At 71.1% G+C, this 24,983-nt stretch carries 20 protein-coding genes and 1 pseudogene; 6 read left to right on the forward strand and 15 right to left on the reverse strand.

Translation table 11 applies throughout. The annotated features are described in order from the left end of the window. Position 1: 1 nt before the first annotated feature. The 5 genes and pseudogenes from ACFYPM_RS26990 to ACFYPM_RS27010 form a co-directional block, all read right to left on the reverse strand. Complete coding sequence (locus tag ACFYPM_RS26990; protein WP_387202457.1) at positions 2-931, reverse strand: carbohydrate ABC transporter permease; 930 nt, start codon at positions 929-931, stop codon at positions 2-4. After that, a complete protein-coding gene (locus ACFYPM_RS26995) occupies positions 931-1,839 on the reverse strand; it encodes a carbohydrate ABC transporter permease (RefSeq protein ID WP_387202460.1) in 909 nt (302 codons plus the stop codon). The genes ACFYPM_RS26990 and ACFYPM_RS26995 overlap by 1 nt, the downstream gene beginning before the upstream one ends. An 18-nt stretch (positions 1,840-1,857) precedes the next feature. Then, positions 1,858-3,294 carry an N-acetylglucosamine/diacetylchitobiose ABC transporter substrate-binding protein gene (ngcE, locus tag ACFYPM_RS27000; RefSeq protein WP_387202463.1) on the reverse strand — a complete coding sequence of 479 codons (1,437 nt, stop codon included), beginning with the start codon at positions 3,292-3,294 and terminating at the stop codon, positions 1,858-1,860. 26 nt (positions 3,295-3,320) lie between these two features. After that, positions 3,321-4,070 (reverse strand): sugar isomerase domain-containing protein, encoded by a 750-nt coding sequence (locus ACFYPM_RS27005; RefSeq protein ID WP_387202466.1) that lies wholly within the window; start codon positions 4,068-4,070, stop codon positions 3,321-3,323. A 176-nt stretch (positions 4,071-4,246) separates the two neighbouring features. Then, positions 4,247-5,185, reverse strand: a pseudogene (locus tag ACFYPM_RS27010) (MurR/RpiR family transcriptional regulator); the annotation flags it as partial. Positions 5,186-5,392: 207 nt separating this feature from the next. Between ACFYPM_RS27010 and ACFYPM_RS27015 the strand changes: the two are divergent. Then, a complete protein-coding gene (locus ACFYPM_RS27015) occupies positions 5,393-6,379 on the forward strand; it encodes an N-acetylglucosamine kinase (RefSeq protein WP_387202469.1) in 987 nt (328 codons plus the stop codon). A 104-nt stretch (positions 6,380-6,483) separates the two neighbouring features. Continuing rightward, positions 6,484-7,272 carry a glutamate cyclase domain-containing protein gene (locus ACFYPM_RS27020; RefSeq protein WP_387202473.1) on the forward strand — a complete coding sequence of 263 codons (789 nt, stop codon included), beginning with the start codon at positions 6,484-6,486 and terminating at the stop codon, positions 7,270-7,272. Here the strand turns inward: ACFYPM_RS27020 and ACFYPM_RS27025 are convergent. After that, positions 7,225-8,046 carry a hypothetical protein gene (locus tag ACFYPM_RS27025; protein ID WP_387202476.1) on the reverse strand — a complete coding sequence of 274 codons (822 nt, stop codon included), beginning with the start codon at positions 8,044-8,046 and terminating at the stop codon, positions 7,225-7,227. The two genes, ACFYPM_RS27020 and ACFYPM_RS27025, sit on opposite strands and share 48 nt — an antisense overlap. 32 nt (positions 8,047-8,078) lie before the next feature. After that, positions 8,079-8,954 carry a hypothetical protein gene (locus ACFYPM_RS27030; RefSeq protein ID WP_387202479.1) on the reverse strand — a complete coding sequence of 292 codons (876 nt, stop codon included), beginning with the start codon at positions 8,952-8,954 and terminating at the stop codon, positions 8,079-8,081. 91 nt (positions 8,955-9,045) lie between these two features. On the opposite strand from ACFYPM_RS27030, the gene ACFYPM_RS27035 reads away from it, so the two are divergent. Then, positions 9,046-10,002: a hypothetical protein gene (locus ACFYPM_RS27035; protein ID WP_387202482.1), complete on the forward strand. Its 957-nt coding sequence runs from the start codon at positions 9,046-9,048 to the stop codon at positions 10,000-10,002. A 7-nt stretch (positions 10,003-10,009) separates the two neighbouring features. Here the strand turns inward: ACFYPM_RS27035 and murD are convergent, their stop codons facing one another. Next, entirely contained in the window at positions 10,010-11,356 is a 1,347-nt protein-coding gene (gene murD, locus ACFYPM_RS27040) for a UDP-N-acetylmuramoyl-L-alanine--D-glutamate ligase (protein ID WP_387202485.1), read from the reverse strand. An 82-nt stretch (positions 11,357-11,438) separates the two neighbouring features. Between murD and ACFYPM_RS27045 the strand changes: the two genes are divergently transcribed. Beyond that, positions 11,439-12,788 carry a hypothetical protein gene (locus ACFYPM_RS27045; protein ID WP_387202487.1) on the forward strand — a complete coding sequence of 450 codons (1,350 nt, stop codon included), beginning with the start codon at positions 11,439-11,441 and terminating at the stop codon, positions 12,786-12,788. A gap of 111 nt (positions 12,789-12,899) precedes the next feature. On the opposite strand, the gene ACFYPM_RS27050 is transcribed toward ACFYPM_RS27045, so the two are convergent. The 4 genes from ACFYPM_RS27050 to ACFYPM_RS27065 are packed head-to-tail and all read right to left on the reverse strand — an operon-like array spanning position 12,900 to position 17,564. After that, entirely contained in the window at positions 12,900-14,696 is a 1,797-nt protein-coding gene (locus tag ACFYPM_RS27050; RefSeq protein WP_387202490.1) for a PucR family transcriptional regulator, read from the reverse strand. A 38-nt stretch (positions 14,697-14,734) separates the two neighbouring features. Beyond that, on the reverse strand, positions 14,735-16,186 hold the full coding sequence (gene argG / locus ACFYPM_RS27055) for an argininosuccinate synthase (protein WP_387202493.1): 1,452 nt from the start codon (positions 16,184-16,186) through the stop codon (positions 14,735-14,737). A gap of 47 nt (positions 16,187-16,233) precedes the next feature. Continuing rightward, the gene (locus ACFYPM_RS27060; protein WP_387202496.1) at positions 16,234-16,725 is read right to left on the reverse strand and encodes a hypothetical protein; all 492 of its coding nucleotides are present in this window, start codon (positions 16,723-16,725) and stop codon (positions 16,234-16,236) included. A gap of 29 nt (positions 16,726-16,754) precedes the next feature. Next, complete coding sequence (locus ACFYPM_RS27065) at positions 16,755-17,564, reverse strand: TrmH family RNA methyltransferase (protein ID WP_387202499.1); 810 nt, start codon at positions 17,562-17,564, stop codon at positions 16,755-16,757. Positions 17,565-17,682: 118 nt separating this feature from the next. On the opposite strand from ACFYPM_RS27065, the gene ACFYPM_RS27070 reads away from it, so the two are divergent. Further along, the gene (locus ACFYPM_RS27070) at positions 17,683-19,530 is read left to right on the forward strand and encodes a thiamine pyrophosphate-requiring protein (protein ID WP_387202502.1); all 1,848 of its coding nucleotides are present in this window, start codon (positions 17,683-17,685) and stop codon (positions 19,528-19,530) included. A gap of 114 nt (positions 19,531-19,644) precedes the next feature. Continuing rightward, positions 19,645-20,373 (forward strand): hypothetical protein, encoded by a 729-nt coding sequence (locus ACFYPM_RS27075; RefSeq protein WP_387202505.1) that lies wholly within the window; start codon positions 19,645-19,647, stop codon positions 20,371-20,373. Positions 20,374-20,438: 65 nt separating this feature from the next. Here the strand turns inward: ACFYPM_RS27075 and ACFYPM_RS27080 are convergent, their stop codons facing one another. The 3 genes from ACFYPM_RS27080 to ACFYPM_RS27090 all read right to left on the reverse strand — a co-directional run bounded on the left by ACFYPM_RS27080 (position 20,439) and on the right by ACFYPM_RS27090 (position 24,978). Then, positions 20,439-22,640: a transglycosylase domain-containing protein gene (locus ACFYPM_RS27080; protein WP_387202508.1), complete on the reverse strand. Its 2,202-nt coding sequence runs from the start codon at positions 22,638-22,640 to the stop codon at positions 20,439-20,441. A 292-nt stretch (positions 22,641-22,932) separates the two neighbouring features. Then, positions 22,933-23,700: a hypothetical protein gene (locus tag ACFYPM_RS27085; protein WP_387202511.1), complete on the reverse strand. Its 768-nt coding sequence runs from the start codon at positions 23,698-23,700 to the stop codon at positions 22,933-22,935. A 171-nt stretch (positions 23,701-23,871) separates the two neighbouring features. After that, positions 23,872-24,978, reverse strand: coding sequence for an SPFH domain-containing protein (locus tag ACFYPM_RS27090; protein ID WP_328653000.1), 1,107 nt, complete (start codon positions 24,976-24,978; stop codon positions 23,872-23,874). Between the last annotated feature and the right edge of the window lie 5 nt (positions 24,979-24,983).

The raw sequence follows: 24,983 nt of genomic DNA on the forward strand, positions 1-24,983 counted from the left end.
GTTACTTGACGGCGCCTGCCGTGAGGCCGGCCTGGATCTGGCGTTGGAAGACCCCGTACACGATGATCATCGGAAGGATGGCGATGGTCAGCGCGGCGAACAGCCCGGACCAGTCCGCCTCGTAGCCGGCGTTCACCGAGATGTCGGCGATGCCCTGGGTGAGCACCCACTTGTCCTTGGCGTTGGAGAGCAGCACCAGCGGAAGCTGGTACTGCGCCCACTGGCCGATAATGTTGAAGATCGCCACACTGATCAGGCCCGGCTTCGCCATCGGCATCATCACCTGGAAGAACAGCCGGGTGTGTGAACAGCCGTCGATCATCCCGGCCTCGGCCACCGACGACGGCAGCGTCTTGAAGAACGCGGCCAGGAAGAACACGGTGAACGGCAACGAATAGGCCGTATAGACCAGCACCACGCCGGTGTGGGTGTCCAGCAGGCCCAGGTTCTTCACCACGAAGAAGAGCGGCACCAGGGCCAGGAAGACCGGGAAGGCCAGCCCCGAGACGAACAGGTAGTAGATCGCCCGGTTGCCCCAGAACTTGTACCGGGCCAGCACGTACGCGGCCATCGAGCCGAGCAGCATGGTGAGGAACGTGCTGCACGAGACCACGATGACGCTGTTCAGGAAGTACCGGCCGACGTTCGCCTTGGTCCAGGCCCGCCCGAAGTTCTCCCAGCGCAGCTCGGCCGGGAGCGTCCACGGGCTGCTGAAGATCTCGCTGGTGTTCTTGAACGCGGCCAGGAAGGTCCACAGGATCGGGACAATCACGATCACCGCCCACACGGCGAGCGCGACGTGCCCCAGCTTGGCGAAGAGCCGTGCCTCCCCGCGGGGACCCTTTTGTCCTGGCCCAGCGGTGGCGGAGGGGTCACCGGTCTTCGGCGGTAGCGCCGCCGGCGTCGGCGGCAGCGTCGACTGCGGATTCATCAGTACTCCACGCTTTCCCGCTTGGTGAGCCGCAGCGTCAGCGCCGCGAACGTGAGGGTGAGGAAGAACAGCGCCACACCCATCGCCGAGGCGTAGCCGTACTTCGAGTAGACGAATGCGTTGCGGTAGATCTCCACGGCCAGCACGGTGGTGGCGCCGTCCGGGCCACCACCGTCCACCGAGAGCACCGCGACGATGGCGAAGCAGTCGAACGCCGCGATGCCCAGGTAGACCCAGGCCACCTGGAGCGTGTCCCAGAGCAGCGGCAGGGTGACCCGGAAGAACAGGGCCACCTTGCTCGCCCCGTCCATCTCGGCGGCCTCGTAGATCTCGCCCGGGATGGAGGCCATCCCCGCCGAGAAGAGCACCACGTAGAAGCCGACGGCCTGCCAGACCAGCACCCCGATGATCGACCAGAGCGCCAGGTTCGGCTGGATGAGGAAGAGGATCGGCTCCAGGCCGATCTTCATCAGCACACCGTTGATCAGGCCGGACTCGTTCGGCCGGTAGACCATCTGGAACAGCACCGCGATGATGGCCACCGCCAGGACCTGGGGGAAGAAGAACACCACCCGGTAGAACTTCGCCCCCCAGACCCCCTGGCGTTGACCGCCGCTGCTCTTGCCGCCCACGTTGAGCAGGAAGGAGAAGAACAGCGCGATGGCAATGGTGATCAGCGGCAGGGCAAGCAGCAGTACGCCGTGGTGCTGGACCGCCTTCCAGAAGGCCCCGTCGTCGAGCAGCCTCCGGTAGTTGTCGAAGCCCACCCACTGCGGGGCGGACAGGCCCCGCCAGTTGGTCATCGAGATCTGGAACGCCTGCGCGTACGGCCAGATCACGAATGTCACGTACAGCGCGACCGGGGCGAACAGAAACCCGATCACGAATGGATACTTGCCGTGCCGCATGACCCTAGCTCCGATCGATCAGCGCTTGAACTTGGCGACGGAGCTGTCCTTCTTGATCGCGTCGGCGCGCTTCTGGATCCGCTCCACGAAGGCGTCCGCGTTGATCCGGCCGAACATCAGCTCGTTGGTGGCGCTGCGCGCCTCCGTGTCGAGCTCCTTGTACCAGCCGTCGAAGTACAGGTTGAACACGTCCTGGCCGGCCGCCTTGAGCGCGGCCTGCGAGCTGGCCACACCGGGCGGGAAGGCGAAGCCCTCCGAACCGGCGGTGACCACGGTCGGGGCCTTGACCGTCTCGGTGAAGCCCTTTGCGCCCTCCTTGGACAGCATCTGGCGCATGTACTCCAACCCGCCCTTGGGGTTCTTGCTCTTCGCCGAGACGAAGTAGCCCTCGCCCGCGGTGGCCCGCAGCGCGGTGGCCGGCAGCTTGTCCGACGCGGTGAGGCTCGGCACCGGCATGAGCTGGTAGTCGAAGCCGGCCGGGGTGTCCTGCTTCTGCTCGCCCTCCAGCCAGTCACCGCTGGGGTACAGGGCGACCTTGTACTGGTTCTGCCGCAGCTGCACGTCGGTGTGCTTGAGACCCTCGAAGCTCTTGTCGCTGAACTTCGCCCCGACCTCGGCCCACGCCGTGGCGGCCTGCTTGATCGCGTCCTGCTTCCAGGCGCCATCCTCCAGGTTGTCGATGTTCTTCAGCACGTCCGTGCCGCCGATCTTGGCGGCCTGGGTGAGGATCACGTTCCACTGGTAGTAGGCCGCGTTCGCGCCCGCGTAGCCGTACGGCGTGATGCCCTTGGCCTTGATGGCGGTGAGCAGCTTGATGAAGTCTTCCCAGGTCTTCGCCGGCGCCCAGCCGTTGTCCTTGAACAGCTTGGCCGAGTACCAGATGCCGAAGACGGTGGAGACGTAGTACAGCACGTACGGCTTGCCGTTGAACGAGCCCGCCTCGACGGTGCCCGGCACCACGGTGTCGCGCACCTTCTTGGCCGGGTCGTCGACCGACGGGGCGTCCCACAGCTCGGTGAGGTCCTGGAGCTGACCGTCGGCGACCAGCGAACCGAAGTCGATCAGCTTCTCGCCCGAGTTGTTCACGAACTCCGGCGGGTTGCCGGACGCGAACCGCGGCTGGAGCACCGTGGAGACGGCCTGGGTGGACTGGTGCTTGACCTCCGCCTTGGGGAAGGCCTTCTTGTACAGCGGCTCGTGCACGTCGGTGGCGTACTTCTCGCCGTAGCCGCCGTTGAAGATGACCACCTCGATGGCGGCGTCCTCCTTGACGCCCAGCGGGTTCTTCTCGCTCTTGGTGCCACCGGCGACCTGCTCGTTCTCCTTGTCGCCGCCGCTCGTCGCGCAGGCGCTGAGCAGGCCGATGGCCGGAGTGGCGAGCATGCCCACGGCGGCGGCGCGACGCAGCACCGTGCGACGGTCTAGCGCGGCCGGGTGTTCGGGGGTAATCGACATCGTCGTCTCTCCTTGTGGAATTCGGGTCAGGCGGTACGCCGGAGACGCCCGGCGTAGCGCGACTCGAGGGCGATGTTGTGCTCGTCCCCTCCGGGGACGTTGGCGGAGAGGTAGATAGGGGGCACCTCTCCGGCCTGGTGGAACCGTCGTACGACCTCCGCGGTCAGCAGCTGCGCCAGCAGCGCCGTGGTGACCGAGGAGACCGCACAGACCGCGCCGCCGCCCTCGAGCGGCAGCAGTGCATCGCCGTACGGCGCGCCGTTGTCCAGCACGACGTCGGCGAGGTCGGCGAGCCGCTGACCGGACGGATGCCGTGGAGCGACCCGTGCCGTGTGCTCGACCGAGGTGACCGCGATCAACGGGTGACCGCGCTCGGTGACCAGCGCCGCCAGCTCAACCACCGAGCCGTTGATGCCGGATTGGGATGCCACCACGAACACGTCGCGCGGCTGGGGCGCCGCGAGCGCGTAGATCTGGTGGGCGATGGAGGGATCGCGTTCCAGCTTGGGGTCGGCGAGCACGTCCCGCGGGGCGTCACCGTGCATCACCAGGTCCCGCACCGAGAGCCGGTTGGTGGGGACCAGCCCGCCGGCCCGGGCCACCAGCTCGGCGGCGAACGCCTCGGAGTGCCCGGCGCCGAACGCCTGGAGCACCCCGCCGTCGCGCAGGCTGTCGGCGATGAGATCGGCTGCCCGGGTGATCCCGTCGGCCTCCGATTCGAGCAGCCGGTCGAGCACCGGGCGGACGGCGTCCGCGTACCCCTGGGCGCTGATCATGAGACGACCCCTTCAGAGGTTGTCGGGAAACCTGGCGTCGGCTGCGGCGGACCCAGCCGACGACCGGCCGCGTTGGAGATCGGTCCGGATACAACACCGGTATCCAGACCGATCTCGGCCTTGCCGGATCGCCGGCTGGACTCCGCCTCGCTCGCCCCCGGGTTTCCCGACAACCTCTTGGCTGCCTTGTGGCCGTCGACGGCCTGCGCGGTCCGCCGGAAGGCCGCGTGGGCGCGGTCGTGTGTGCGTTGGGCGACGGCGATGTAGAGCAGGTCGAGCACCACCAGTTGGGGGTGCCGGGCGGAGAGGGCGTCCGGCCGGAAGGTGGTGGCCTGGCTGGCGGTGAGCAGCACGATGTCGGCCAGTTCGGCCAACGGTGAGCGGGGGAAGCCGGTGAGCGCGATCGTGGTGGCGCCGCGGCTGCCCGCCTCGGCGAGCATCTCGATCGTCTCCCGGGTCTGCCCGGTGTGCGAGATGCCGAGCGCCACGTCTCCGCCGCGCAGCAACGCGGCGCTGGCCAGTCCCTCGTGCACGTCGTTCCACGCCCACGCGGCCACACCGATGCGGTGCAGGCTGAACTGCATCTCCTCGCCGACGAGCGCGCTGCCGCTGGCGCCGAAGATGTTCACCCGGTTGGCCCCGGCGATCGCCACGGCGGCCCGTTCCACCTCGCTCAGATCGAGCAGGGTGGCGGTGTCGTGCATGGCCCGGGTGTCGGCGGCCATGATCTGGTCGAGCACCCGGGCGAGCGGGTCGCTCGGCTGGATCTCGCGTCCGATGTCGACGGTCCAGCCGGCCGAGCGGGCCCGACCGGTCTCGGAGGCGATGCCCAGCCGCAGGTCGGCGTACCCCTCGAAGCCCATTGCCCGGCAGAAGCGGGTGATGGTCGCCGGTGAGGTGCCGCTGCGCTCGGCCAGCTCGACGATCGTGGATCGGGCAGCGGCCTCCGGGTCGCTCAGCACGTGGTCGGCGACGCGGCGCAGCGCGTCGGTCAGCTCGTCGAGCCCGTTGCGGACGCGGGCCAGCACCCCGTCGGAGGCTGAGCTCCTTCGATCGATCGCGTCGGCGTCGACCACCGCGGTCCCCGCGGCGGTGTCCACCTCGTGATCAACCATGGGTCGCCTCACCTTTCCGAAAAGCTTGTTAACTGTTAGTGGTAAAAGTTCTTACTAACCGCCCCTCCGTGTCAAGACTGTGGGCGAAGTTTTCAAACTGTTACCTGGCGCACAGCCCGCCGCAGCCGCCGGAACTTGCCCCGCAAGACGTCGCCGACCAGCATGAACAGGCCCGATTCACCGCACTGACCAAGGAGCCCTGTGCCGATGTCCGACGCCCTCGTGATCGGTCTCGATGTCGGAGGCACGTCCACCCGGGCGACCACCCTGACCCTCACCGGGGACCGCGTCGGCACCGGCCGCGCCGGTGGTGGCAACCCCACCAGTCACGGCGCCGAACAGGCCGCCGTTGAGCTGTTGACCGCGCTCCGCGAGGCGCTCGCCGACCTCGACCCGGCACGGGTGGTCGCCGGCACCATCGGGCTGGCCGGGGCGGGCCGGTTGCTCGCCGACCCCGCCGGCCGGGCCGCCTTCGACCGCGCCTGGCACGACGCCGGCCTACGCTGCCCGTACGCGGTGTACGGCGACGCCCTGGTCGCCTACGCCTCCGGCAGCGCCGCAGCGGACGGAACCGTGCTCATCGCCGGCACCGGCGCGATCACCGCGCAGGTCCACGACCTGCGGCTCGACCGGATCGCCGACGGTCACGGCTGGCTCCTCGGCGACACCGGCTCGGGCTTCTGGCTCGGCCGCGAGTCGGTACGCCGGCTGCTCGCCGACCTCGACGCCGGCCGTGCACCCGGCGCGCTGGCCACCACGGTGCTCACCAAACTGCTGGGCAGCCCCGAGATCGCCGCCCGCCCCCGGGACACCGTCGACGCCACCATCCAGGCGGTGACCCGTCGACCCCCCATCGAGCTGGCCCAGCTCGCGCCCCTCGTCGTCGACGCCGCCCACCACGGCGACCCGGTCGCCACCGCGCTGATCACCGAAGCCGCCGCACACCTGGCCGAGAGCGTGAGCCGTATCCGCCCCGCCGGGGCCGTGACCCCACTCGTGCTCGGCGGCGGGCTGCTCACGGCGGACACCCCGCTCGCCGCCGCCGTCCGGGTCGAGATCACTCGACACTGGCCGGACGCGCCGCTGCGTACCGCCGGAGACGGGGCCGCCGCCGCGGCCTGGCTCGCCGCCCGCGACCTGCCCGAGGTGACCGACCCGGCCGCCCTGCACGCGCGCCTCTTCCCCAACCCCTGATCAGTATCGGTCACGTCGCCGCCCTGCGGCCGGGCCGGGGCAGGCCGCGTCCTGGCCGGGCACGGCTACCCTGGGTCGGTCCCCTGGCGCCGAGGAGGCCCACGGTGCACATCGAAGAGACGATCGCCGAGCTGGAGCGCGTCGCCGCGCGCGAGGTGGGCCGGGGCAGCGAGGCGTTGGCCGCGCCCGCCGCCGGCGGACTGCTGGCCGCCGCCCGGTCGCTCGCCTCGGCCACCGCCCCGGACGCCGCGGTGCTCACCGGGTTCTTCATCCCCGGCGCCGAACCGCCCGCCGCGGAGACCGACGGCCCGCTCGGCGCGGTCCAGCTCGCCGCCGCGGTACGCCTTCTCGGCGGCCGGTGCCGGCTCGTCACCGACGAGCCGTGCGCCCCGGTGGTCGAGGCGGCCGTCGCCACGGCCACGCCGGGTCTGCCGGTGGACGTCGCGCCACTGCGGGGGTACGAGGAGTGGGCCGCCGCCCTGCTCCCCCGGTACGCCCGACTGACGCACCTCATCGCCTGTGAGCGCGTCGGCCCCGGAGTGGACGGTCGGCCCCGCAACATGCGCGGCGAGGACATCAGCGCGCACACCGCACCCCTGGACCGGCTCTACGCCTCCGGGTCGGCCTTCCGGATCGGCATCGGCGACGGTGGCAACGAACTGGGCATGGGCCGACTGCCAGCGGAACTGGTCGGACGGGTGGTCGCCTCGGGCGAGCGGATCCGGTGTGTGGTGGGCGCGGACGCGCTGCTGGTCGGCGGCACCTCGAACTGGGCTCCACGCTCAGCGTGGACGGTCTCGACTGGCCCGCGTACGCCGAACCCCTCGCCCGCGTCGCCGAACTGGTTAGGGCAGGCCGGTAGGTGTGGGTGGCTCGGCCGCCGGCCGCAGTGACCTCGGCGAGCGGCTCGCCGGGCGGGCCTGCGCGGCAGCGCGGGCCCGCGACGGCAGGTGCAGGGCGACCGCGACCACCGCGAAGGCCGCCCAGCCGGCGCCGAGTGCCACGGTCGGAGAGATGTCCTGCACGTAGTGGTACGCGGTGAGGAAGCCGACGAGCCCGAGGCTGTTGCGGGCGAAGTGCCAGCTGAACTCCGGCAGCTGACGACGGGCCTCGACGGCGACCAGCACCCCCGAGTACGGAAAGGTCACCACCATGCCGCGCAACACCGCGCCGAGCAGCGTGGTGAGGATCGCCCCGACGAAGATCACTACCAACTTGAGCAGCACCGGCAGCCCGTCCGAACGCGCCTCGGCGCCGGCGACCGGATCCGCGGCGGCGTCGGTGTCGGCGCGCGGGCGGGCGGCACGACGGCGCAGCAGCAGCATGGCCGCCAGCCACAGTGCGAGCGTGCCGACGAGGGCCACCTCGAACGGCACACGGACGGCCAACAGCCCGGCGCTGAGCGCCACGTAGACGGCGATCCCCGCGCCGTCGGCGAGTAGGATCGGCCAGCGCAACCGGTGATGGGTCACCGCCACGGTGACGAAGAAGAGGTTGAGCCCGAGCACACCGAGCAGCTGTGCGCCGTCCACCCGGTGGTCGGTGCTGACCAGGGCGAGCGTCATCGGCAACGGCAGGCTGTAGACCAGCGCCCGGAGCCGGACCGAGCGGATCACGCTGACGGCCCAGACCACGGCCGTCACCAGCAGGACCCCGCTCACCGTCATGGCTCACCCGTCTCCGCCCCGGGGTGGGGCCGTCAGTCCTGGAAGGTCGCGGCGTTCGCGCAGAGGTCGAACACGCGGGTGAGCCGGGCGACGTCCGACCGGTTGACCGAGAACTGGTTCTCGCCGATCTCGCCGTGCGCGGTCATGTGGGCCTCCCAACAGCTCGACCCGTCCCACAGTGCCAAATTGACGTGCAGGTGCGGACTGACCACACCGAGGGGCAGCAGACCCACCCGCGCACCGGCGGCGCGCTGCAGCCGCACGAGGGCGGACAGCTCGTCGCTCAGCGTGGCATAGACGAACACCCTGGTGATCTGGACACCCCGCTCCAGCGCCTCCAGGTTGGCCTCCCAGTAGCGCCGGCCGATCTCGCTGCGCCACCAGCTGAGCTCCCCGCTCACCCGCGGCATCACGTTGGTCAGGGCGTCCAGTCGGCGTACGCAGGTGCGGGTCGCGCCGATCAGGTCCTCGTCCTCGTCGCCGCGCCGGATGATCCGACCGTCCGCGAGCTGCTCGGCCTCCAGCCGGAACTGCTCGTACCGCCGCTCTGCCTCCACGGCGACCCGGGTGCCGGCGTGCTGCTCGGCCGCCGCCCGCATGGCCCCGGCCAGCTCCGTGGTGGTGCGGACCAGCCAGGGCGGGCCGTCCAGCAGGGTGCGCAGGTGAAAGCGGCGCTCCGCGCGAGCCAGTGAGTCGACCAACAGCGAGATGGTGATGCCCATCAGGCCGGCCAGCAGCGACTCCACCCCGGAGGCGGCGTCGCTGAGGTCGAGAGCGATGCTGAGGGTGATCGACAGCGTGATGCCGACAAGTGCCACCGGGTCGGTGTGCGCCACCAGGCGAAGGAAACCGCCACCGGAACCGCCGCCCTGGTCCCGCAACCGCTGGCGGGCCACGTCACGGGTCATCGAGATCCCCCAATCAGCCGCTCCCGCCAGCCTAGACAGCAGCCACAACCAGCGGGCCCGCCGCAGCGGGCCGGCCGGTAGCATCCGGCGGGTGCAGAGAGCCGACGCGGCCCGGTCGAGGGGAGCGGACGCCGAACGGATCGCGGCGGAGATCCGGGCCTGGGTGTGCTCCGGCCCGCTCCGCGACCTGGTCCGCCGGTTCGGCGGGGACTGGCCGACCGGTGACCTCGACGAGGTGCTGCGGTTCCTGGACGACTTCTCCGCCCGACACTGGGACTTCCGGGGCGGCCGGGAGCGACCCGACGCCCGGGAGCCCGACCTCGACCCGGCCACCGCGGCGCTGGTCCTGGAAGCGGCTGCCGCGCTCGGGTTGATCCACCCGATGCCGCCGACCCGGCCGGCGTACGCCCACCTGGTGGTGCTCGGTGGCCTGGCGCACGCCTGCGTACGACGCGTCGGGTACGCCGCGCACCTGCTCCGCGCCGGCCTCCCGGTGAGTGGCGAGGTCGCCGTCCTGGGCAGCTTCCGGCCGCTGTCGGAGTGGGAACGCCGGACGCTCGCCGACGCCGGCCTCCCGGCCGACGACACCGAGGTGGACGTGCTGGACACCGCCGTCCGGCGGGTGTTCGGGGTGGCCGACCCGGCGGAGCAGGCCGGCGTCGACGCCGGCCACCCACACCACTCCTGGTCGTCGCGGACCTACCGGCCGGACGGGCTGCCGCCGATCCGGGTGCTGGCCGCCCCGTCCAGCGAGCCGGACCGGCGGCGGGCACACACCGCCGACACGCAGCGGTTCTGGGCCGGCCACGTCCGGCTCGCCCCGGGCGACGAGGTGCTGATGGTCACCGCGCCGATCTACGTGCCGTTCCAGCACTCCGACGCGCTGCGCACCCTGGCCCTGCCCTACGGATGCGGCATCGAGACGGTGGGGGTGGACCCGACGCTCGCCGACCTGGCGGTGCTGCCCGAGCAGACGCTCACGCCCGGTCGCTACCTGCAGGAGATCCGCTCGGCGATCCGCTCGATGCGCGCCCTGCACACCGCCTGAGCCTCGCTCAGCCGGCGGTGTCGGCGACCGCCTGCGCGAAGACCTCGGAACGGTGCTCGAAGTTGCGGAACCGGCCGTAGCTGGGGGCGGCCGGCGACAGCAGCACCACCCCGCCGGCCGGGGTCACCTCGCGGGACAGCCGGACCGCGTCCACCAGGTCGTCGACCACTTCGGTGCGCACCTTCGGCAGGCCGGCGAGCGCCTCGACGATGCGGGTGCCGCTGTCCGGAATCCCGATCACGGTCAGCTCTCGTTCGGCCAGGTGCTCGGCCAACGGGGTGTAGTCCAGACCCCGGTCGTTGCCCCCGACGATCACCGTCAACGGCCGCCCGTCGTACGCGTCGATGGCGTGCATCGCCGCGTACGGGCTGGTGGCCAGGGTGTCGTCGACGAACGTCAACCCGGACGAATCGGTGATCTCGGTGAGCCGGTGGGCCAGCCCCTGAAATTCGGCGACCGCGACGGCGAGGTGATCCTTCTCGGTCACCACGTTCGTGCCGAGCGCGGCCAGCACGGCGAGCGCGACGCACAGGTTGCCCTCGTTGTGCCGGCCCACCAGCGGCAGTACGGCACGCGGGAACAGCGGCTGGTCGCCGAGGTGGAACCAGGGCGTACCGTCACCGCCGACGGCGACGTGGACGCTGTCGGGACGGCCGGCGCGGATGGCCGGCAGGTCCCCCAGCTCGGCGGCGAGTCGTGGGTCCGTGCCGTTGACGACGATCGTCTGCGGGTCGTGGGCGAGCAGGTTGAGCTTGTCCCGGTAGTACTCCCGCTCCCCACCGTGCGCGTCCAGGTGCTCGGGGAAGAGCGCGGTGACGACCGCCACGCGGGGCGAGTCGGTGAGATCGCTGCACTGATAGCTGGACAGCTCCAGCACGTACAGCTCGGCATCCGGCAGGTCCAGGGTCGGCACCCCGATGTTGCCGCCGAAGACGTTCGGCCGGCTCGTCGCGCTGAGCAGGTGGCTGATCAGGCTGGAGGTGGTGCTCTTGCCCTTGCTGCCGGTGACCCCGACGGTGCGCGCGGCGTGGTCGGCCATCCACAGCGCGGTGCCCTGGGTGACCGGGACGCCGCGTCGGCGCAGCTCGACGAGCCACGGGTGGGTCTGCGGCACGCCCGGGGAGCGGACCACCACGTCGGCGGCGGCCAATCGCTCGAAGCCCGCCTCGCCGGTGACCAGCGGCGCCGCCTCGGCCAGCGGGCCGTCCCAGGGCAGCGCCAGGAAGTTCGCGCTGTCGTCGACGGCGACCAGCTCGGCCGGGCCGTGCGCGGCGATGGCGGTCACAGCGGCCCGGCCCTCCCGGCCGGTGCCCCAGACGGCGACGGTACGTCCGCGCAGGTCAGACAGGCGCACTGGGCTCTCCTCGGGGATCGCGGCGGCGGCAGGGCGGGCCCGGTCCGGACACGGCCGGACGAACCAGGGCCTAGTATGGCGTGTGCCCAACGAGCAGCTCCGGCGGATGGACGCCTTCACCTTCCCGTCCTACTCGATCGACTTCGCGACCGGCGAGGTGTTGTTCGACTACGCGCTGACCGGTCCGGCCGGTGAGCAGCGGTTCACCGAGGTGATCACCCTCCCGCTGCCGGCCGAGCCGCCGTCGGACGAGACGGTGGCGACCCTCGGCCGGGTGCTGGAGGTGCTGCACCTCGTCGCCGGGGTCAGCTACTACAAGACCGCCGCACCGGCCCGGCTCGTACTGCCGGCGCCGCTGGGCGCGGCCACCGTCGACTACGTCACGGCCGTCTACACCAAGGGCCTCGCCGAGTACGCGTACCGCAACCACCTGCCGCACGTGCTCCAGCTACGCCCGGAGGTGCCGGCCGGCTCGCCGGAGCCCCCGCGCGTGTACGACGACTCCGACCGTCGTCCGCTCTCGGCGGTGGGTGGTGGCAAGGACTCGATCGTCAGCCTGGAGGCGCTGCGCCAGGGCGAGTTCGACCCGGTGCCGTTCTCGGTCAACCCGAACCATGTGATCGTCTCGGTGAACGAGGCGTCCGGGCTGATCCCGCTGGCCGCCCGCCGGCGGATCGACCCGGTGCTGTTCGACCTGAACGCGGCCGGCGCGCTGAACGGGCACATCCCGGTGACCGCGATCAACTCGCTGATCGCGGTGGCGACCGCGGTGCTGCACGGGCTGGGTCCGGTGGTGATGTCGAACGAGCGCTCGGCGTCCGACCCGAACCTGGTCTGGGACGGCCACGAGATCAACCACCAGTGGTCCAAGGGTGTCGAGGCGGAGGGGCTCCTGCGGGCGTCGTTGGCCGAGCACGCCGGCCTGACCGAACCGTACTTCTCGCTGCTGCGCTCGCTGTCCGAGCTGCACATCGCCCGGCTGTTCGCCGAGTTCACCAGGTACGACGACGTGGTGACCAGCTGCAACGCCGCGTTCAAGCTGCGGAACGCGAGCGAGCGCTGGTGCCGGGACTGCCCGAAGTGCCGGTTCGTCTTCCTGGCCATGGCACCGTTCATGCCGCGTGAGCGGATCACCCACATCTTCGGCGGCGACCTGCTCGCCGACGAGTCGCAGATCCCCGGCTACCGCGAACTGCTGGGCGTGGACGGGCACAAGCCGTTCGAGTGCGTGGGCGAGGTCGAGGAGTCGGTAGTGGCCCTCGGCCTGCTCGCCGAACAGGACCAGTGGCGCGACGCCCCGGTGATCCGAGCCCTGGTCGACGCCGTCCCCGCGACAGCCTGGTCCGCGGTGGCCCACTCGGACGTCTTCACCCCCGGCGGCCCCAACCATGTCCCCCCCACCTACGCCAAGGCCCTAACCCCCCTCCTCTAACCCCACCCACCCCGGCTCGCACCGGCTCGCACCGGCTCGCACCGGTGATCAAGAAGTTTGCGTCAACAGGACTGGGATTTCTGACGCGAACCTCTTGATCACCGAGGCTGGTTAGGGGGTTCGGACTGCTTTCAGGGCCAGCAGGGCTACGTGTAGGGAGAGGGTGGCCTCTACCGAGTCGAGGTCCACGTCGAGGATGCGGGCGATGCGGGCCAGTCGCTCGTAGAACGCCGGCCGGGACAGGTGGGCGGCAGCGGCGCCCGCGGTCTTGTTGCGCCCCTGCTCCAGGTACGCGCGCAGGGTGTCGAGCAACTGCTCCCGGGGGTGGCGGCCGTCGTACTCCAGCAGAGCGCCGAGTTCGCGTTCCACGAAGGTCTGCAACCGGGGCTCGTCGCGCAGCAGGTGCAGCAGCCCGGCCAGCCCGACGTGCGGTAGCCGGAAGATCGGCAGGTCCCGCCGGTCCTGCCGGGCCGCCTCGGCGATCTGCCGCGCCTCGACCAACGACCGTCGGGCCTCGCGCAGGCTCCCCACCCCGGACCCGGCGGCCACGATCACGGCACCCGGACCAGCAACCCGGTGCGGATCGACAGCGAGCGGTTCGGCAGTGGCCGCCGACCGGGGCGCGTCGCCACCGGAGGTCGCCCGCCCCGCGCCGGAGTCGAGGCGTACCCGACGCAGTGCGCTGGCGAACGCGGACAGCGCGCGGTCCTCGGCGGCCGGGTCGGTCAGGGCCAGCAGCACACCCACCGAATTGTCGTCGACCGCGCTGGTGAGCCCGGTCAGCTTCGCCTCGCGCAGCGTCTGGCCGACCGCCTCGGACAGGTCCCGCAGCCGGGCCTGCGCGGCCGCCGGGCCGCTCTCCCCGACCGGGTCCTCAGCCCGGTGTCGGACCATCACGCCCACCAGGTGCCGACGGTCGAGCACCACGCCGAGCGCCTTGGCCCGCAGCGCGACCTCGTCCACCGGTCGGGAGTGGTCGAGCAGCGCGGTGAGCAGGGTGCGGTGGATCTGCCGTTCCAGCCCTTCGGCGTCGCGGCGGATCAACCGGCCCAGTGCGAGGGTGGACGCGGCCCGCTCGATCAGGATGGTCAACCGGGTGGGCGGGCCGGCGATCGGCTCGCTGGGCTGGGCGCTGGGCACGTCGCCGCTGGCCGGCCAGCGCAGCAGCAGCCGCCCCCAGTCCTGCCCCCGGGCGCCGACGACGGTCACCAGCCAGCCGCTGTCCGGGTCGTACGCGGTCCGACCGGCCGGTCGGATCCGCCGCGAATGCTGCTCCCAGCCGTCCAGCAGCAGCTCGGCGCTCTCCCCCGCCGGGTCGTACCCCAGCACCTGACGGGACAGGTTCTCCAACACCACCGGGCAACCGGACAGCTCGGCGGCCTGCCGGATCACCTCGGCGGCGTCGGCGCCCTCGACGGACAGGTCGTTGAAGCGCTGATGGATCTCCTCGGTGGCGCGCAGTTCGGTGAGCTGCGCGTCGACGATCAGGGCGTGTACCGCCTCGGTGATCCGCACGAACGGGGTGGCGCGGCGCAGCTCCACCAGGGGTAGCCCGCGCCGCTCGGCGGCGGCGACCATCACCCGGGGCACCCCGCTGACGTAGCGGCGGCCCAACTCGACGACGAGCCCGGAGACGCCGACGTCGGCCAGGTCCCCGATGAACGCGCGGAGCCCGGCGTCGTCGCCGGGTAGGCCGATGCCGGTGGTGAGCACCAACTCGCCGCCGCCGAGCAGGGTGGCGATGTCCGGCACCTCGGCGACGTGCACCCAGCGGACCGGCCGGTCCAGCCCGGCGTCCCCGGCGACCACGCGCGGTGCGCCGTGGCGGACCGGGTCCAGGGCGAGGACCTCACGCACGGTAGGGAACACGGCCGACACGCTACCCTCCGTGACGCCGGATCTCGACATTCGTCAGGCGACGTCACGGAGGGTCAGCGCGGCTTCGCTCAGTCGACGCCGAACTCCATGGCGGCCCGGTCGAGTGCCTCGTCGGCGGCGGAGGCGACACCCCGGGAGGCGATCGCTTCCGCGCCGCCCTCCGGCATCGCGCCGATCAGCCCGGTCGAGGCCGCCTGCGCGGCGCCGACCATCCGCTGCGGGGTCCCCCCGCCGACCATGCCGAGGTTGGCGTACTGCTCCAGCTTCGCCCGCGAGTCGGCGATGTCCAGATTGCGCATGGTGAGCTGGCCGATCCGGTCCGACGGGCCGAACGCCGAGTCCTCGGTACGCTCCATCGACAGCTTGTCCGGGTGGTAGCTGAAGGCCGGGCCGGTGGTGTCCAGGATCGAGTAGTCCTCGCCCCGGCGCAGCCGCAGCGTCACCTCGCCGGTGACCGCCGTGCCCACCCAGCGCTGCAGCGACTCGCGCAGCATCAGCGCCTGCGGGTCCAGCCAGCGGCCCTCGTACATCAGCCGGCCCAGGCGGCGACCCTCGTTGTGGTAGTTGGCCAGGGTGTCCTCGTTGTGGATGGCGTTGACCAGCCGCTCGTAGGCGGCGTGCAGCAGCGCCATGCCGGGCGCCTCGTAGATGCCCCGGCTCTTGGCCTCGATGATCCGGTTCTCGATCTGGTCGGACATGCCGAGGCCGTGCCGGCCGCCGATGGCGTTGGCCTCCAGCACCAGGTCGACGGCGTTGCCGAACTCCTTGCCGTTGATCGTCACCGGGCGGCCCTGGTCGAAGCCGATGGTGACGTCCTCGGTCGGGATCTCCACCGCCGGGTCCCAGAACCGGACGCCCATGATCGGGTTGACCGTCTCGATGCCGGTGTCGAGGTGCTCCAGGGTCTTCGCCTCGTGCGTGGCGCCCCAGATGTTGGCGTCGGTGGAGTACGCCTTCTCGGTGCTGTCCCGGTAGGGCAGGCCGCGTTCGAGCAGCCACTCGGACATCTCCTTGCGCCCACCCAGCTCGGTGACGAAGGCGGTGTCGAGCCACGGCTTGTAGATGCGCAGCATCGGGTTGGCCAGCAGGCCGTACCTGTAGAAGCGCTCGATGTCGTTGCCCTTGAACGTCGAGCCGTCGCCCCAGATCTGGACGTCGTCGGAGATCATCGCCCGGACCAGCAGGGTCCCGGTCACGGCCCGACCGAGCGGAGTGGTGTTGAAGTACGCCCGGCCGCCCGAGCGGATGTGGAAGGCCCCGCAGGTCAACGCCGCCAGGCCCTCCTCGACGAGGGCGGCGCGGCAGTCGACGAGCCGGGCGACCTCGGCGCCGTAGCTGAGGGCGCGGCCGGGCACCGAGTCGATGTCGGGCTCGTCGTACTGGCCGATGTCGGCGGTGTAGGCGCAGGGGACGGCGCCCTTGTCGCGCATCCACGCGACCGCGACCGAGGTGTCGAGGCCGCCGGAGAAGGCGATGCCGACACGTTCGCCGGAGGGCAGGGAGGTGAGAACCTTGGACACGGGGAAGATTATGCAATAGAACGCATGGCCATGCAAGTTGAAGCGATCTACTCTCCGTCGAACGCCGGATCGTCGCGGCTCTCGTGACGCTCGGCCAGGAAGCCGACGGTTGCCATCGGCGCGAAGGCCAGGCCACTCAGAGTGCCCGCCCCGAGCAGCGTGAGTTCGCCGTTCAGCGCGGCCAGATATGCCGAGAACGACGTCGCGATCCAGACGACACCGACAACCGGCTCGACCTGCACGAGCCAGCGCGGCGCGTCGTCACGCCACCGCCGCCCGGACGGCTCCCGCCGACGGCGGCGGTTCCGCCGCTCCCACCACGCCGCCAGCGACGCGAACGCCGCCATCAGCACCCACGTCAGCGCGAACCCGCGCAGGCTGAACACTCCCGGTGGAGGGGGGAAGAGCAGGGTCAGCACGATCGCCATGAGGTGCATAACGCCGACCGCGACGACAAGCTTCAACGGCAGGATCCACCAGCCGAGTCGCCGCCCCAGCCCCAACGCCGCGCCGCGGACGCCACCCTCCCCAAAGGTCATGGAGCGCAGCCTATGGAGCCGCGCTCGCGTCAGACAGGGTCCTCTCGGCTCAACTCCCAGAAGGCGACAGCCGCCGCCGCGGCGACATTCAGCGAATCGACGCCCCGACGCATCGGAACGACCACCCGGACGTCGCTGGCGGCCTGGGCCGCCGCGGTGAGGCCGGGTCCCTCGGCGCCGAGCAACAGCGCCGGCCGCTCGCGCTGCGCCGGCGTCAACCGCTGGATGGGTACGGCGTCCGGAGCCAACGTCATGGCGAGAACTGTGAAGCCCGCCTCCCGCACCTGGTCCAGACCATCGGGCCAGCGCTCGATCTTCGCGTACGGCACCGCGAAGACCTCGCCCATGCTGACCCGGACGCTGCGCCGGTAGAGCGGATCGGCGCAGGTCGGCGACAACAGCACCCCGTCGATGCCGAGCGCGGCGGCGCCCCGGAAGATCGCACCGAGATTTGTGTGGTTGTTGATGTCCTCCAGGATGACCACCCGGCGTGCGGCGGCGAGCACCTCGGCCGCCGTCGGCAGCGGCCGGCGGTGGAACGACGCCAGCACCCCCCGGTGTACGTGGAAACCGGTGGCCCGTTCCAGCACGTCAGGCGTCGCGGCGTAGACCGGCGCGTCGCCGGTGTCCAGGTCGGCGAGCTGGTCGACCCGCTTGGCGTCGACCAGGTACGACCGGGCCGGGTAGCCGGCCCGCAACGCCCGGCGCAGCACCAGCTCCCCCTCGGCGATGAACAGGCCGTGCGGCGGCTCCCAGCGGGTGCGCAGTTCGACGTCGGTGAGCGCGCGGTAGTCGGCGATGCGGTCGTCGTCAGGGTCGGTGATCTGGTGGACGGGCACCCGACGATTCTGCCGGACGGCGCACCTCGCCCACCGATGCCCACCCCTGGGGTGTTTTGTCCGCTGGAGAAGGGGAACGACCGGCGGAGTACCGGACCCGACGGGAAGGACCAGCCAGGTGAGCACAGAGCACACCGAACCAGGCGAAGCCGGCGCTCTACCCCGGCACGCCACCGTCGCGGACCACATCGTGGCGCGACTGTCCAGCTGGGGCGTACACCGCTACTTCGGCTACCCCGGCGACGGCATCAACGGCCTCACGTCCGCGCTGCAACGCACAGGTGGTCGCGCCCAGTTCATCCAGGTCCGCCACGAGGAGACCGCCGGCTTCGCCGCGTCGGCACACGTCAAGTACGGCGGCGGACCGCTTGGCTGCGCCCTGGTGACCAGCGGCCCGGGCGCCATCCACCTGCTCAACGGCCTGTATGACGCCAAGCTCGACCACCAACCGGTGATCGCCCTGGTGGGGCACACCGCGACCACCGCGGAGGGCGGCGGCTACTACCAGGAGGTCGACCTGCTCTCCCTCTACAAGGACGTGGCAGCGGCATTCCTCGCCCAGCTCGACCACCCGGCGCAGGTACGCCACCTGGTCGACCGGGCGTGCCGCACCGCGTTGGCCCGACGTACCGTCACCGCCCTGATCCTCCCCCTGGACATCCAGGACGAGCCGGCCATCCCGGACCCGCCCCACGCGCACGGCTACTACCAGACCAGCAACGTGCCGAGCAGCACTCCCACCGTGCCGCCGGAGGCCGACCTGCGCCGAGCCGCCGAGGTGCTCAGCGGTGGGCAGCGGGTGGCCATGCTGGTCGGGCAGGGCGCGCTGGGCGCGCAGGAGGAGGTCCGCGAGATCGCCCATCGGCTCGGCGCCGGGGTGGCCACCGCCCTGCTCGGTTTCACAGTCGTCGACCATCGCGAACCCTGGGTCACCGGGGCGATCGGGCTCCTCGGCACCCGACCGAGCTGGCAGTTGATGACCGGCTGCGACCGACTGCTGATCGTGGGCAGCAACATGCCGTACTCGGAGTTCTACCCGCCGCCCGGACAGGCCCGCGCGGTGCAGATCGACCTGGACGGCACCCAGCTCGGGCTGCGGTACCCGACCGAGGTGAACCTGACCGGCGACGCCCGCCCCACGTTGCGGGCGCTGCTCAACGAGCTGGGCCCCGGACCCGGGCCGACCGCCTGGCGGGCGGAGATCGCCGAGGCCACCTCCGCGTGGCGACGCGTGCAACGGGACCTGGCCGAGCAGACCGCCGACCCGGTCAACCCGCAACTGCTCTTCCACACCCTCAACGAGCGGCTGCCCGACGACGTGCTGCTCGCCGTCGACTGCGGCACCACCACCGCCTGGTACGCCCGCCACCTCCAGGTCCGCCCCGGGATGCTGGCCAGCCTGTCCGGCACCCTGCTGTCCATGGGCGGTGCCATGCCGTACGCGCTGAGCGCCAAGTTCGCCCACCCGGACCGGCCGCTCGTCGCACTGATCGGTGACGGCGCCATGCAGATGAACGGCGTCAACGAGCTGATCACCGTGGCGAAGTACTGGCGCGGGTGGGCCGACCCACGATTCGTGGTGCTGGTCCTGAACAACCGGGATCTGGCGTTCGTCAGCTGGGAACAGCGTTCCTCGGAGGGGACGCCGATGTTCCCGGACAGCCAGCAGTTGCCGGACATCGCCTACCACCAGTGGGCACAGGTGCTCGGGCTGCACGGTGAGCTGGTCGACTCCCCGGAGCAGGTGCCGGCGGTCTGGGAGCGGGCGCTCGCCGCCGATCGACCGGTGGTCATCAACGCCCTGGTCGACCCCGCCGAGCTGATGCTGCCGCCGCACTTCACCGTCGAACAGGCCCGCAAGACCGCGGCGGCGGTGCTGCGCGGCGACACCGACTGGGCCGGCATCATCCGCCGCGGCATCCCGTCGACGCTCGCGAGCTACCGCCCCCGCCGCCGCAGGGGCTGACCGGAGGACTCCGCACTGATCCGGGATCTCCGACACATCGAGGGATTGCCCACGATCGATCATGGGTACCTGGCTGTCTGCTCACCCACGGGGGGTGGCACAAGGGAGCCGACGATGAGGTTGACGACAATCAGACGAGGCATGGTCGCCGTGGTGGCGATGGCGTTGCTGGCCGGCTGCGGCGATGGTGACGGCGGACAGCAGCCGGCGTCGAACGCCCCGGCCGACAACGGTGTCGCCGCGCTCGCACCGAACGAGGCGCTTCAGCGCGCCACCACGGCGGTGAAGAACGCGAAGTCCTACCGCCTGACGGGGGACATCGCCGACGACGGTCAGAAGATGACCCTCGACTTCAAGATGACCGGCAGTGACCTGACCGGTCAGATATCCACGAACGACGGCACCGTGGAACTGCTCTCGGTGGGCGGCCAGCAGTACATCCGCCCGGACGAGAAGTTCTGGGCGAAGAACACCGGTGCCGAGGCATCGGGCGAGATCGTGAAGCTGATGGGCGACAAGTGGGCCAAGGTCTCCCAGAAGGACGAGTTCACCCAGATGTTCGACGTCGCCAACGTCGACGGGCTACTCAAGCCCGACGGCACCATCACCAAGGGTGCGGCCAAGGAGATCAACGGCGTGCAGACCATCGGCCTCGTCGACGGCAAGAAGGAGGGCACCCTCTACATCGCCACCACGGGCGAGCCGTACCCGGTCCGGGTGGAGGGCAGCAACGCGGACGGGGCCAGCCAGATCACGTTGAGCGATTTCGGCGCGACCTTCGACGAGCTGAAGGCGCCGGCGGCGGACCAGATCGTCGACTTCGACCAGTTGAAGCGCAGGTAGCCCATCCACACGCCTCGGCCGGCGCCTCCGCACGATCGGTGCGGAGGCGCCGGCACGTTGCCGGGTCAGCCTCGGCGGTCGAGCCAGCGTTGCAGGGGCGAGCGTGGCTCCTCGGTGGTGGGCGGTTGTGGACGGTCCGGGACCGCGGGGCGCTGCACCGGGCGGTGCGCGTCGCCGGCCAACTCGTGGCTGGGTGCCGCGAACGCCTTCTTCGGCTGTCCCTGCACGGCGGTGGCGATGACCCGGGACACCGCGTCGATCACCTTGCCCTGCACCGCCGAGCCCACCGAGTCGGCCGGGTCGTCCGGGTTGGCGGCGATGCCGGCCACCGCGACCTGCGGGGTGAAACCGACGAACGTCTCGGTGGAGTTCTGCTCCGAGCTGCCCGTCTTACCGGCCACCGGCCGACCGTCGAGGATGTCGTTCACACCGGTGGCGGTACCGCCGTTGCACTGCCCGAACGCCGACTGCTGACCCACCGGGCAGCGCGCCGCGTCGGTCGCGGCACGGGCGACGTCGGGGTCGAGCACCCGCTTGCAGGAGGGCTGCCCGACCGGCACCTTCGTGCCGTCCGCGGCGGTCACCGAGACCACCGGCACCGGGGTGCAGTAGGTGCCCTCGGCGGCCACCGTGGCGTACGCGTTGGCCAGGTCCAGCGGCGTGGTGGCGGCCACGCCGAGGGTGAACGAACCCCAGTTCGCGGCGTTGTTCTTCGCGAAGGTGGCGTCCGAGTCGGCGCGGAACGTGATGCCGAGCCGCTGTGCCATCTCGACAACCTTGTCCTGGCCGACCTGCTCGGCCAACCAGACGAAGTAGGTGTTCACCGAGCGGCCGAAGCCGTCCCACATCATCCGGTACCCGTCCATCCAGTCCGGGTTGGCGTTCGCCGGGCACCAGTGGCCGTCGCAGCTGCCCGGCCCCTCGGCGGCGTACCGGGTGGGCAGCTTGGCGGGCGCGTCGAAACCGGTGGAGAGGGTACGGCCCGACTCCAGCGCGGCGAGCATGGTGAACAGCTTGAACGTCGAACCCGCCTGGTACCCGTCGACACTGGCGCCGCCGGAGATCAACGGGTTGACGGTGTTCGGGTAGTTCGCCTGCCCGGCCGGGTTGTCGCCGAGGCTGTAGTGCCGGTTGACCGCCATCGCCAACACCTGCCCGGTGCCCGGCTGGACCGCCGCGATCGGCAGGGCGCGCTTGTTGTCGTAGGAGTAGACCTTGGTGGCCTGCTTCTGCGCGGTGGCCTGGATCTTCGGGTCCAGCGAGGTGACCACGGTGTAGCCGCCCGAGCGCAGTGCCTGCTCACGCTCCGCCACGGTGGCTCCGAAGGCCGGTTGGGTCAGCCACCACTGGCGCAGGTAGTCGCAGAAGTAGCCCCAGTCGTCGTGGCCCTGGGAGACGGCGGTGCAGCCGTTGGGCTGGGCGGTGGGGTGCAGGTTCAGCGGCTCCGCCTTGGCCTGGGCGGCCTGCGCGACGGTGATCGCACCGGTGGCGACCATCGAGTCGAGCACGTACGACCGGCGGGTGGCCGCCTCGTCCTTGTCGCCGCTGATCGGACTGTACGCGTCCGGCGACTGCACCAGGCCGGCGAGCAGGGCCGACTCACCGAGGGTCAGCTGCGCCGGCGGCTTGCCGAAGTAGCGCTGGCTGGCCGCCGCGACGCCGTACGCGCCGGAGCCGAAGTAGGCGATGTTCAGGTACCGGTCGAGGATCTCGTCCTTGCCGAGGCTCTTGTCCAGCGCGCTCGCGTACCGGATCTCCTGGATCTTGCGCCCGACGGTGGGGTCGGTGGCGGCGGCGCGCTCCTCGGCGGTGCGGGTGGGGTCGGTCTTGAGGACGTTACGGACGTACTGCATGGTCAGCGTCGAGCCGCCCTGCTCGGTGCCACCGCCCTTGACGTTCGCGACCAGTGCGCGGGCGAGACCGCGCAGGTCAGCACCACCGTGGTCGTAGAAGCGCCGGTCCTCGGCCGCCACGATCGCCTGCCGCATCACCGGGGCGATCTCCGCCAACGGGACGTCGGTGCGGTTCACGTCGTAGAACGTGGTGATCAGCGTCTTGCCGTCGTTGGCGTAGAGGTACGAGCGCTGCGGAGTTGCGGGGGTCTTCAGCGAGGCCGGCAACGCGGCGTACGACCCGAGCGCGGAGCGGGCGCCGAGGCCGAGGAGCAGGTTGCCCGGGAGCGCGGCGACGGCCAGGACAAGCCCGGCCAACACACCGGCGAGCAGCACGGTGAACAGCCGCGACAGCGGCGAGCGGGAGGCGGCCATGCTCCCCAGGATTGCCACGAAAGCCGCCAACCGACCACCCCCACCCCGCAATTGTCAGCAACTTCACGCCCACCCACCAACCAACCCCCACCCACCCCACCCCACCCCACCCCACGGGAACGGGCACCCCCTCCGCCCCCGGTGATCAAGAAGTTTGCGTCAAGCCAAGGCCGTTTTCTGACGCAAACTTCTTGATCACCGGACCGGTGGCGGGCGGGACGGGGCGGGGCCAGGTGGGTGTTTTTGGGTGGGTCTGGGTGGGTTTTAGCCGGTGGGTGGGTGAGTGGGTGGGTTAGGGGTTTGGGGTGCTTAAGCTGGCGGTGGCGGCGTCTCGCGCGGTTTCGCGGGGCATCAGGCGGCCGGAGCGGTAGCCGATGCCGATGCCGGCGATCAGCACGAAGATCGCACCGAACGTCTGCAGCGAACCGATCACGGCACCGCCCAGGCCGAGGAGGGGCGCGGCAATGATCAGCATGACGCCGTCGCCGAGGCTGAAGGTGCCCGAGCGGGCGACCGCCCACCCGGTGAGGAACCAGCCCACGCTGTAGAACGCCGCGCCGAGCAGCACCAACGACCGCGCGGTGGTGCCGAAGACAGGCGTCTGCTCTTCGAGCCCGGCGAAGGGCAGCATCAGCACGGTGCCGGCGATGCTGACCAGCAGCCCGGCGGCGGCCACCCGGCGGCTGCGGGTCGCCGCCAGCAGCCCGGTGAGGGCCAGCAGCGCGAGCAGACCGAGCCAGACCGCGGCCACCCAACCGATCAGGTACACCGCCCGGCCGTCGGCCGGATAGGGGTCGTTGCCCACCCCGCCGTCGCTGGCCATCGCCACCGCGCCGTAGAGGATGGCGTACGCGGGCAGCAGCCACACGGCCGCCCGCGCGAACCGGCGTACCGACCAGGCCCAGCTGGCGTTCGTGGCCGGGCCACCCGCGGTTGGTTCGTCGACGAACGGCAGTACGCCAAACCCGCCACCGGTGCTGCGGGACCCCAGTGGGGCGACCGGGTCGTGCGCGCCGGGCACCGGGGCCGAGGACCACTTCCGATTCGCCGGATCCTTCATGCGTCACCTCGCTCGTCCGCGAGTGGTGCGGAACGCGCCGGGGCGCCCCGATTGCCTGGTCACCACCCGTCCTAGGACCGATCGTGGCAGGCCTCGAAGCGCCCCATGAGCCTTTCTCGCATTCAGGCCCGAGTCACCGGCCCCGGCCGGCCGGGCGGCCGGCGTCCTGAGTCAGCCGCGCTCGCGCTGGTCGGCCGGGTCCTCGGTCAGGCTGGCCGCAGACACCGGCTCCGGCGCGGGCAGCCCTTGCGGCTTGTTGCCGCCGGTGGCCTGCGCCTCGGCGACGCGTACCTCGTCGTGGATCTGCTGGGCCGCGTCCGCCGCGGCCTGCGCCGCCTCCGCGGCCTCGCGCTCGACCTGGCTCGCGTGTTCGGCTGCCTCCGGTGCGGGCAGGTCACCCACCATCTGGCTCAGCCCGCCGAGCGCGCCACCCATGCCCTCCAGGGCCTTGGTCAGCTCGGCCGGGATGATCCAGACCTTGTTGGCGCTGCCCTGGGCGATCTGCGGCAGGGCTTGCAGGTACTGGTAGGCGAGCACCTTCTGGCTCGGGTTCGCCTGGTGGATCGCGTCGAAGACCGTCCGGATCGCCTTGGCCTGACCCTCGGCCTGCAGGATCCGGGCCTGCCGGTCACCGTCGGCCCGCAGCACCGCCGACTGCTTGTCACCCTCGGCGGTGAGGATCACCGACTGCTTGTGGCCCTCAGCGGTCAGGATCGCCGCGCGGCGGTCCCGCTCGGCGCGCATCTGCTTCTCCATCGAGTCACGGATGCTGGCCGGCGGCTCGATCGCCTTGATCTCGACCCGGGTCACCTTGATGCCCCACCGGCCGGTGGTCTCGTCCAGCACCCCGGACAGGTGCCGGTTGATCTCGTCCCGGCTGGTCAGCGCGCGCTCCAGATCGAGCGAACCGATCACGTTACGCAACGTGGTGACGGTCAACTGCTCGATGGCCTGAAGGAAGCTGGAGATCTCGTAGGTCGCCCGGACCGAGTCGACCACCTTGAAGTAGAGCACCGTGTCGATCGAGACCACCAGGTTGTCCGAGGTGATCACCGGTTGCGGCGGGAAGCTGACCACCTGCTCCCGCATGTCGACCTTCGTACGCACCGCGTCGATGAACGGCACCAGCAGGTTGAGGCCGGGGCTGAGGGTGCGCTTGTACTTGCCGAGCCGTTCCACCACGTCCTGGCGCTGCTGCGGCACAATCCGCACCGCCTTGGCCAGCGTTATCACGGCGATCAACGCCACCGCGATCACCACCACCCCGATTAAGGTCATCCCGT

The organism is Micromonospora sp. NPDC005203, from assembly GCF_042872705.1.
Lineage (GTDB): Bacteria > Actinomycetota > Actinomycetes > Mycobacteriales > Micromonosporaceae > Micromonospora.

Excerpts from the sequence above, each read along its gene's own strand:
- ACFYPM_RS26990 (WP_387202457.1), bottom strand. The coding sequence starts at position 931 with ATGAATCCGCAGTCGACGCTGCCGCCGACGCCGGCGGCGCTACCGCCG.
- ACFYPM_RS26995 (WP_387202460.1), bottom strand. The coding sequence starts at position 1,839 with ATGCGGCACGGCAAGTATCCATTCGTGATCGGGTTTCTGTTCGCCCCG.
- ngcE (WP_387202463.1), bottom strand. The coding sequence starts at position 3,294 with ATGTCGATTACCCCCGAACACCCGGCCGCGCTAGACCGTCGCACGGTG.
- ACFYPM_RS27005 (WP_387202466.1), bottom strand. The coding sequence starts at position 4,070 with ATGATCAGCGCCCAGGGGTACGCGGACGCCGTCCGCCCGGTGCTCGAC.
- ACFYPM_RS27015 (WP_387202469.1), top strand. The coding sequence starts at position 5,393 with ATGTCCGACGCCCTCGTGATCGGTCTCGATGTCGGAGGCACGTCCACC.
- ACFYPM_RS27025 (WP_387202476.1), bottom strand. The coding sequence starts at position 8,046 with ATGACGGTGAGCGGGGTCCTGCTGGTGACGGCCGTGGTCTGGGCCGTC.
- ACFYPM_RS27030 (WP_387202479.1), bottom strand. The coding sequence starts at position 8,954 with ATGACCCGTGACGTGGCCCGCCAGCGGTTGCGGGACCAGGGCGGCGGT.
- ACFYPM_RS27050 (WP_387202490.1), bottom strand. The coding sequence starts at position 14,696 with ATGTCGAGATCCGGCGTCACGGAGGGTAGCGTGTCGGCCGTGTTCCCT.
- ACFYPM_RS27060 (WP_387202496.1), bottom strand. The coding sequence starts at position 16,725 with ATGACCTTTGGGGAGGGTGGCGTCCGCGGCGCGGCGTTGGGGCTGGGG.
- ACFYPM_RS27075 (WP_387202505.1), top strand. The coding sequence starts at position 19,645 with ATGAGGTTGACGACAATCAGACGAGGCATGGTCGCCGTGGTGGCGATG.
- ACFYPM_RS27080 (WP_387202508.1), bottom strand. The coding sequence starts at position 22,640 with ATGGCCGCCTCCCGCTCGCCGCTGTCGCGGCTGTTCACCGTGCTGCTC.
- ACFYPM_RS27085 (WP_387202511.1), bottom strand. The coding sequence starts at position 23,700 with ATGAAGGATCCGGCGAATCGGAAGTGGTCCTCGGCCCCGGTGCCCGGC.
- ACFYPM_RS27090 (WP_328653000.1), bottom strand. The coding sequence starts at position 24,978 with ATGACCTTAATCGGGGTGGTGGTGATCGCGGTGGCGTTGATCGCCGTG.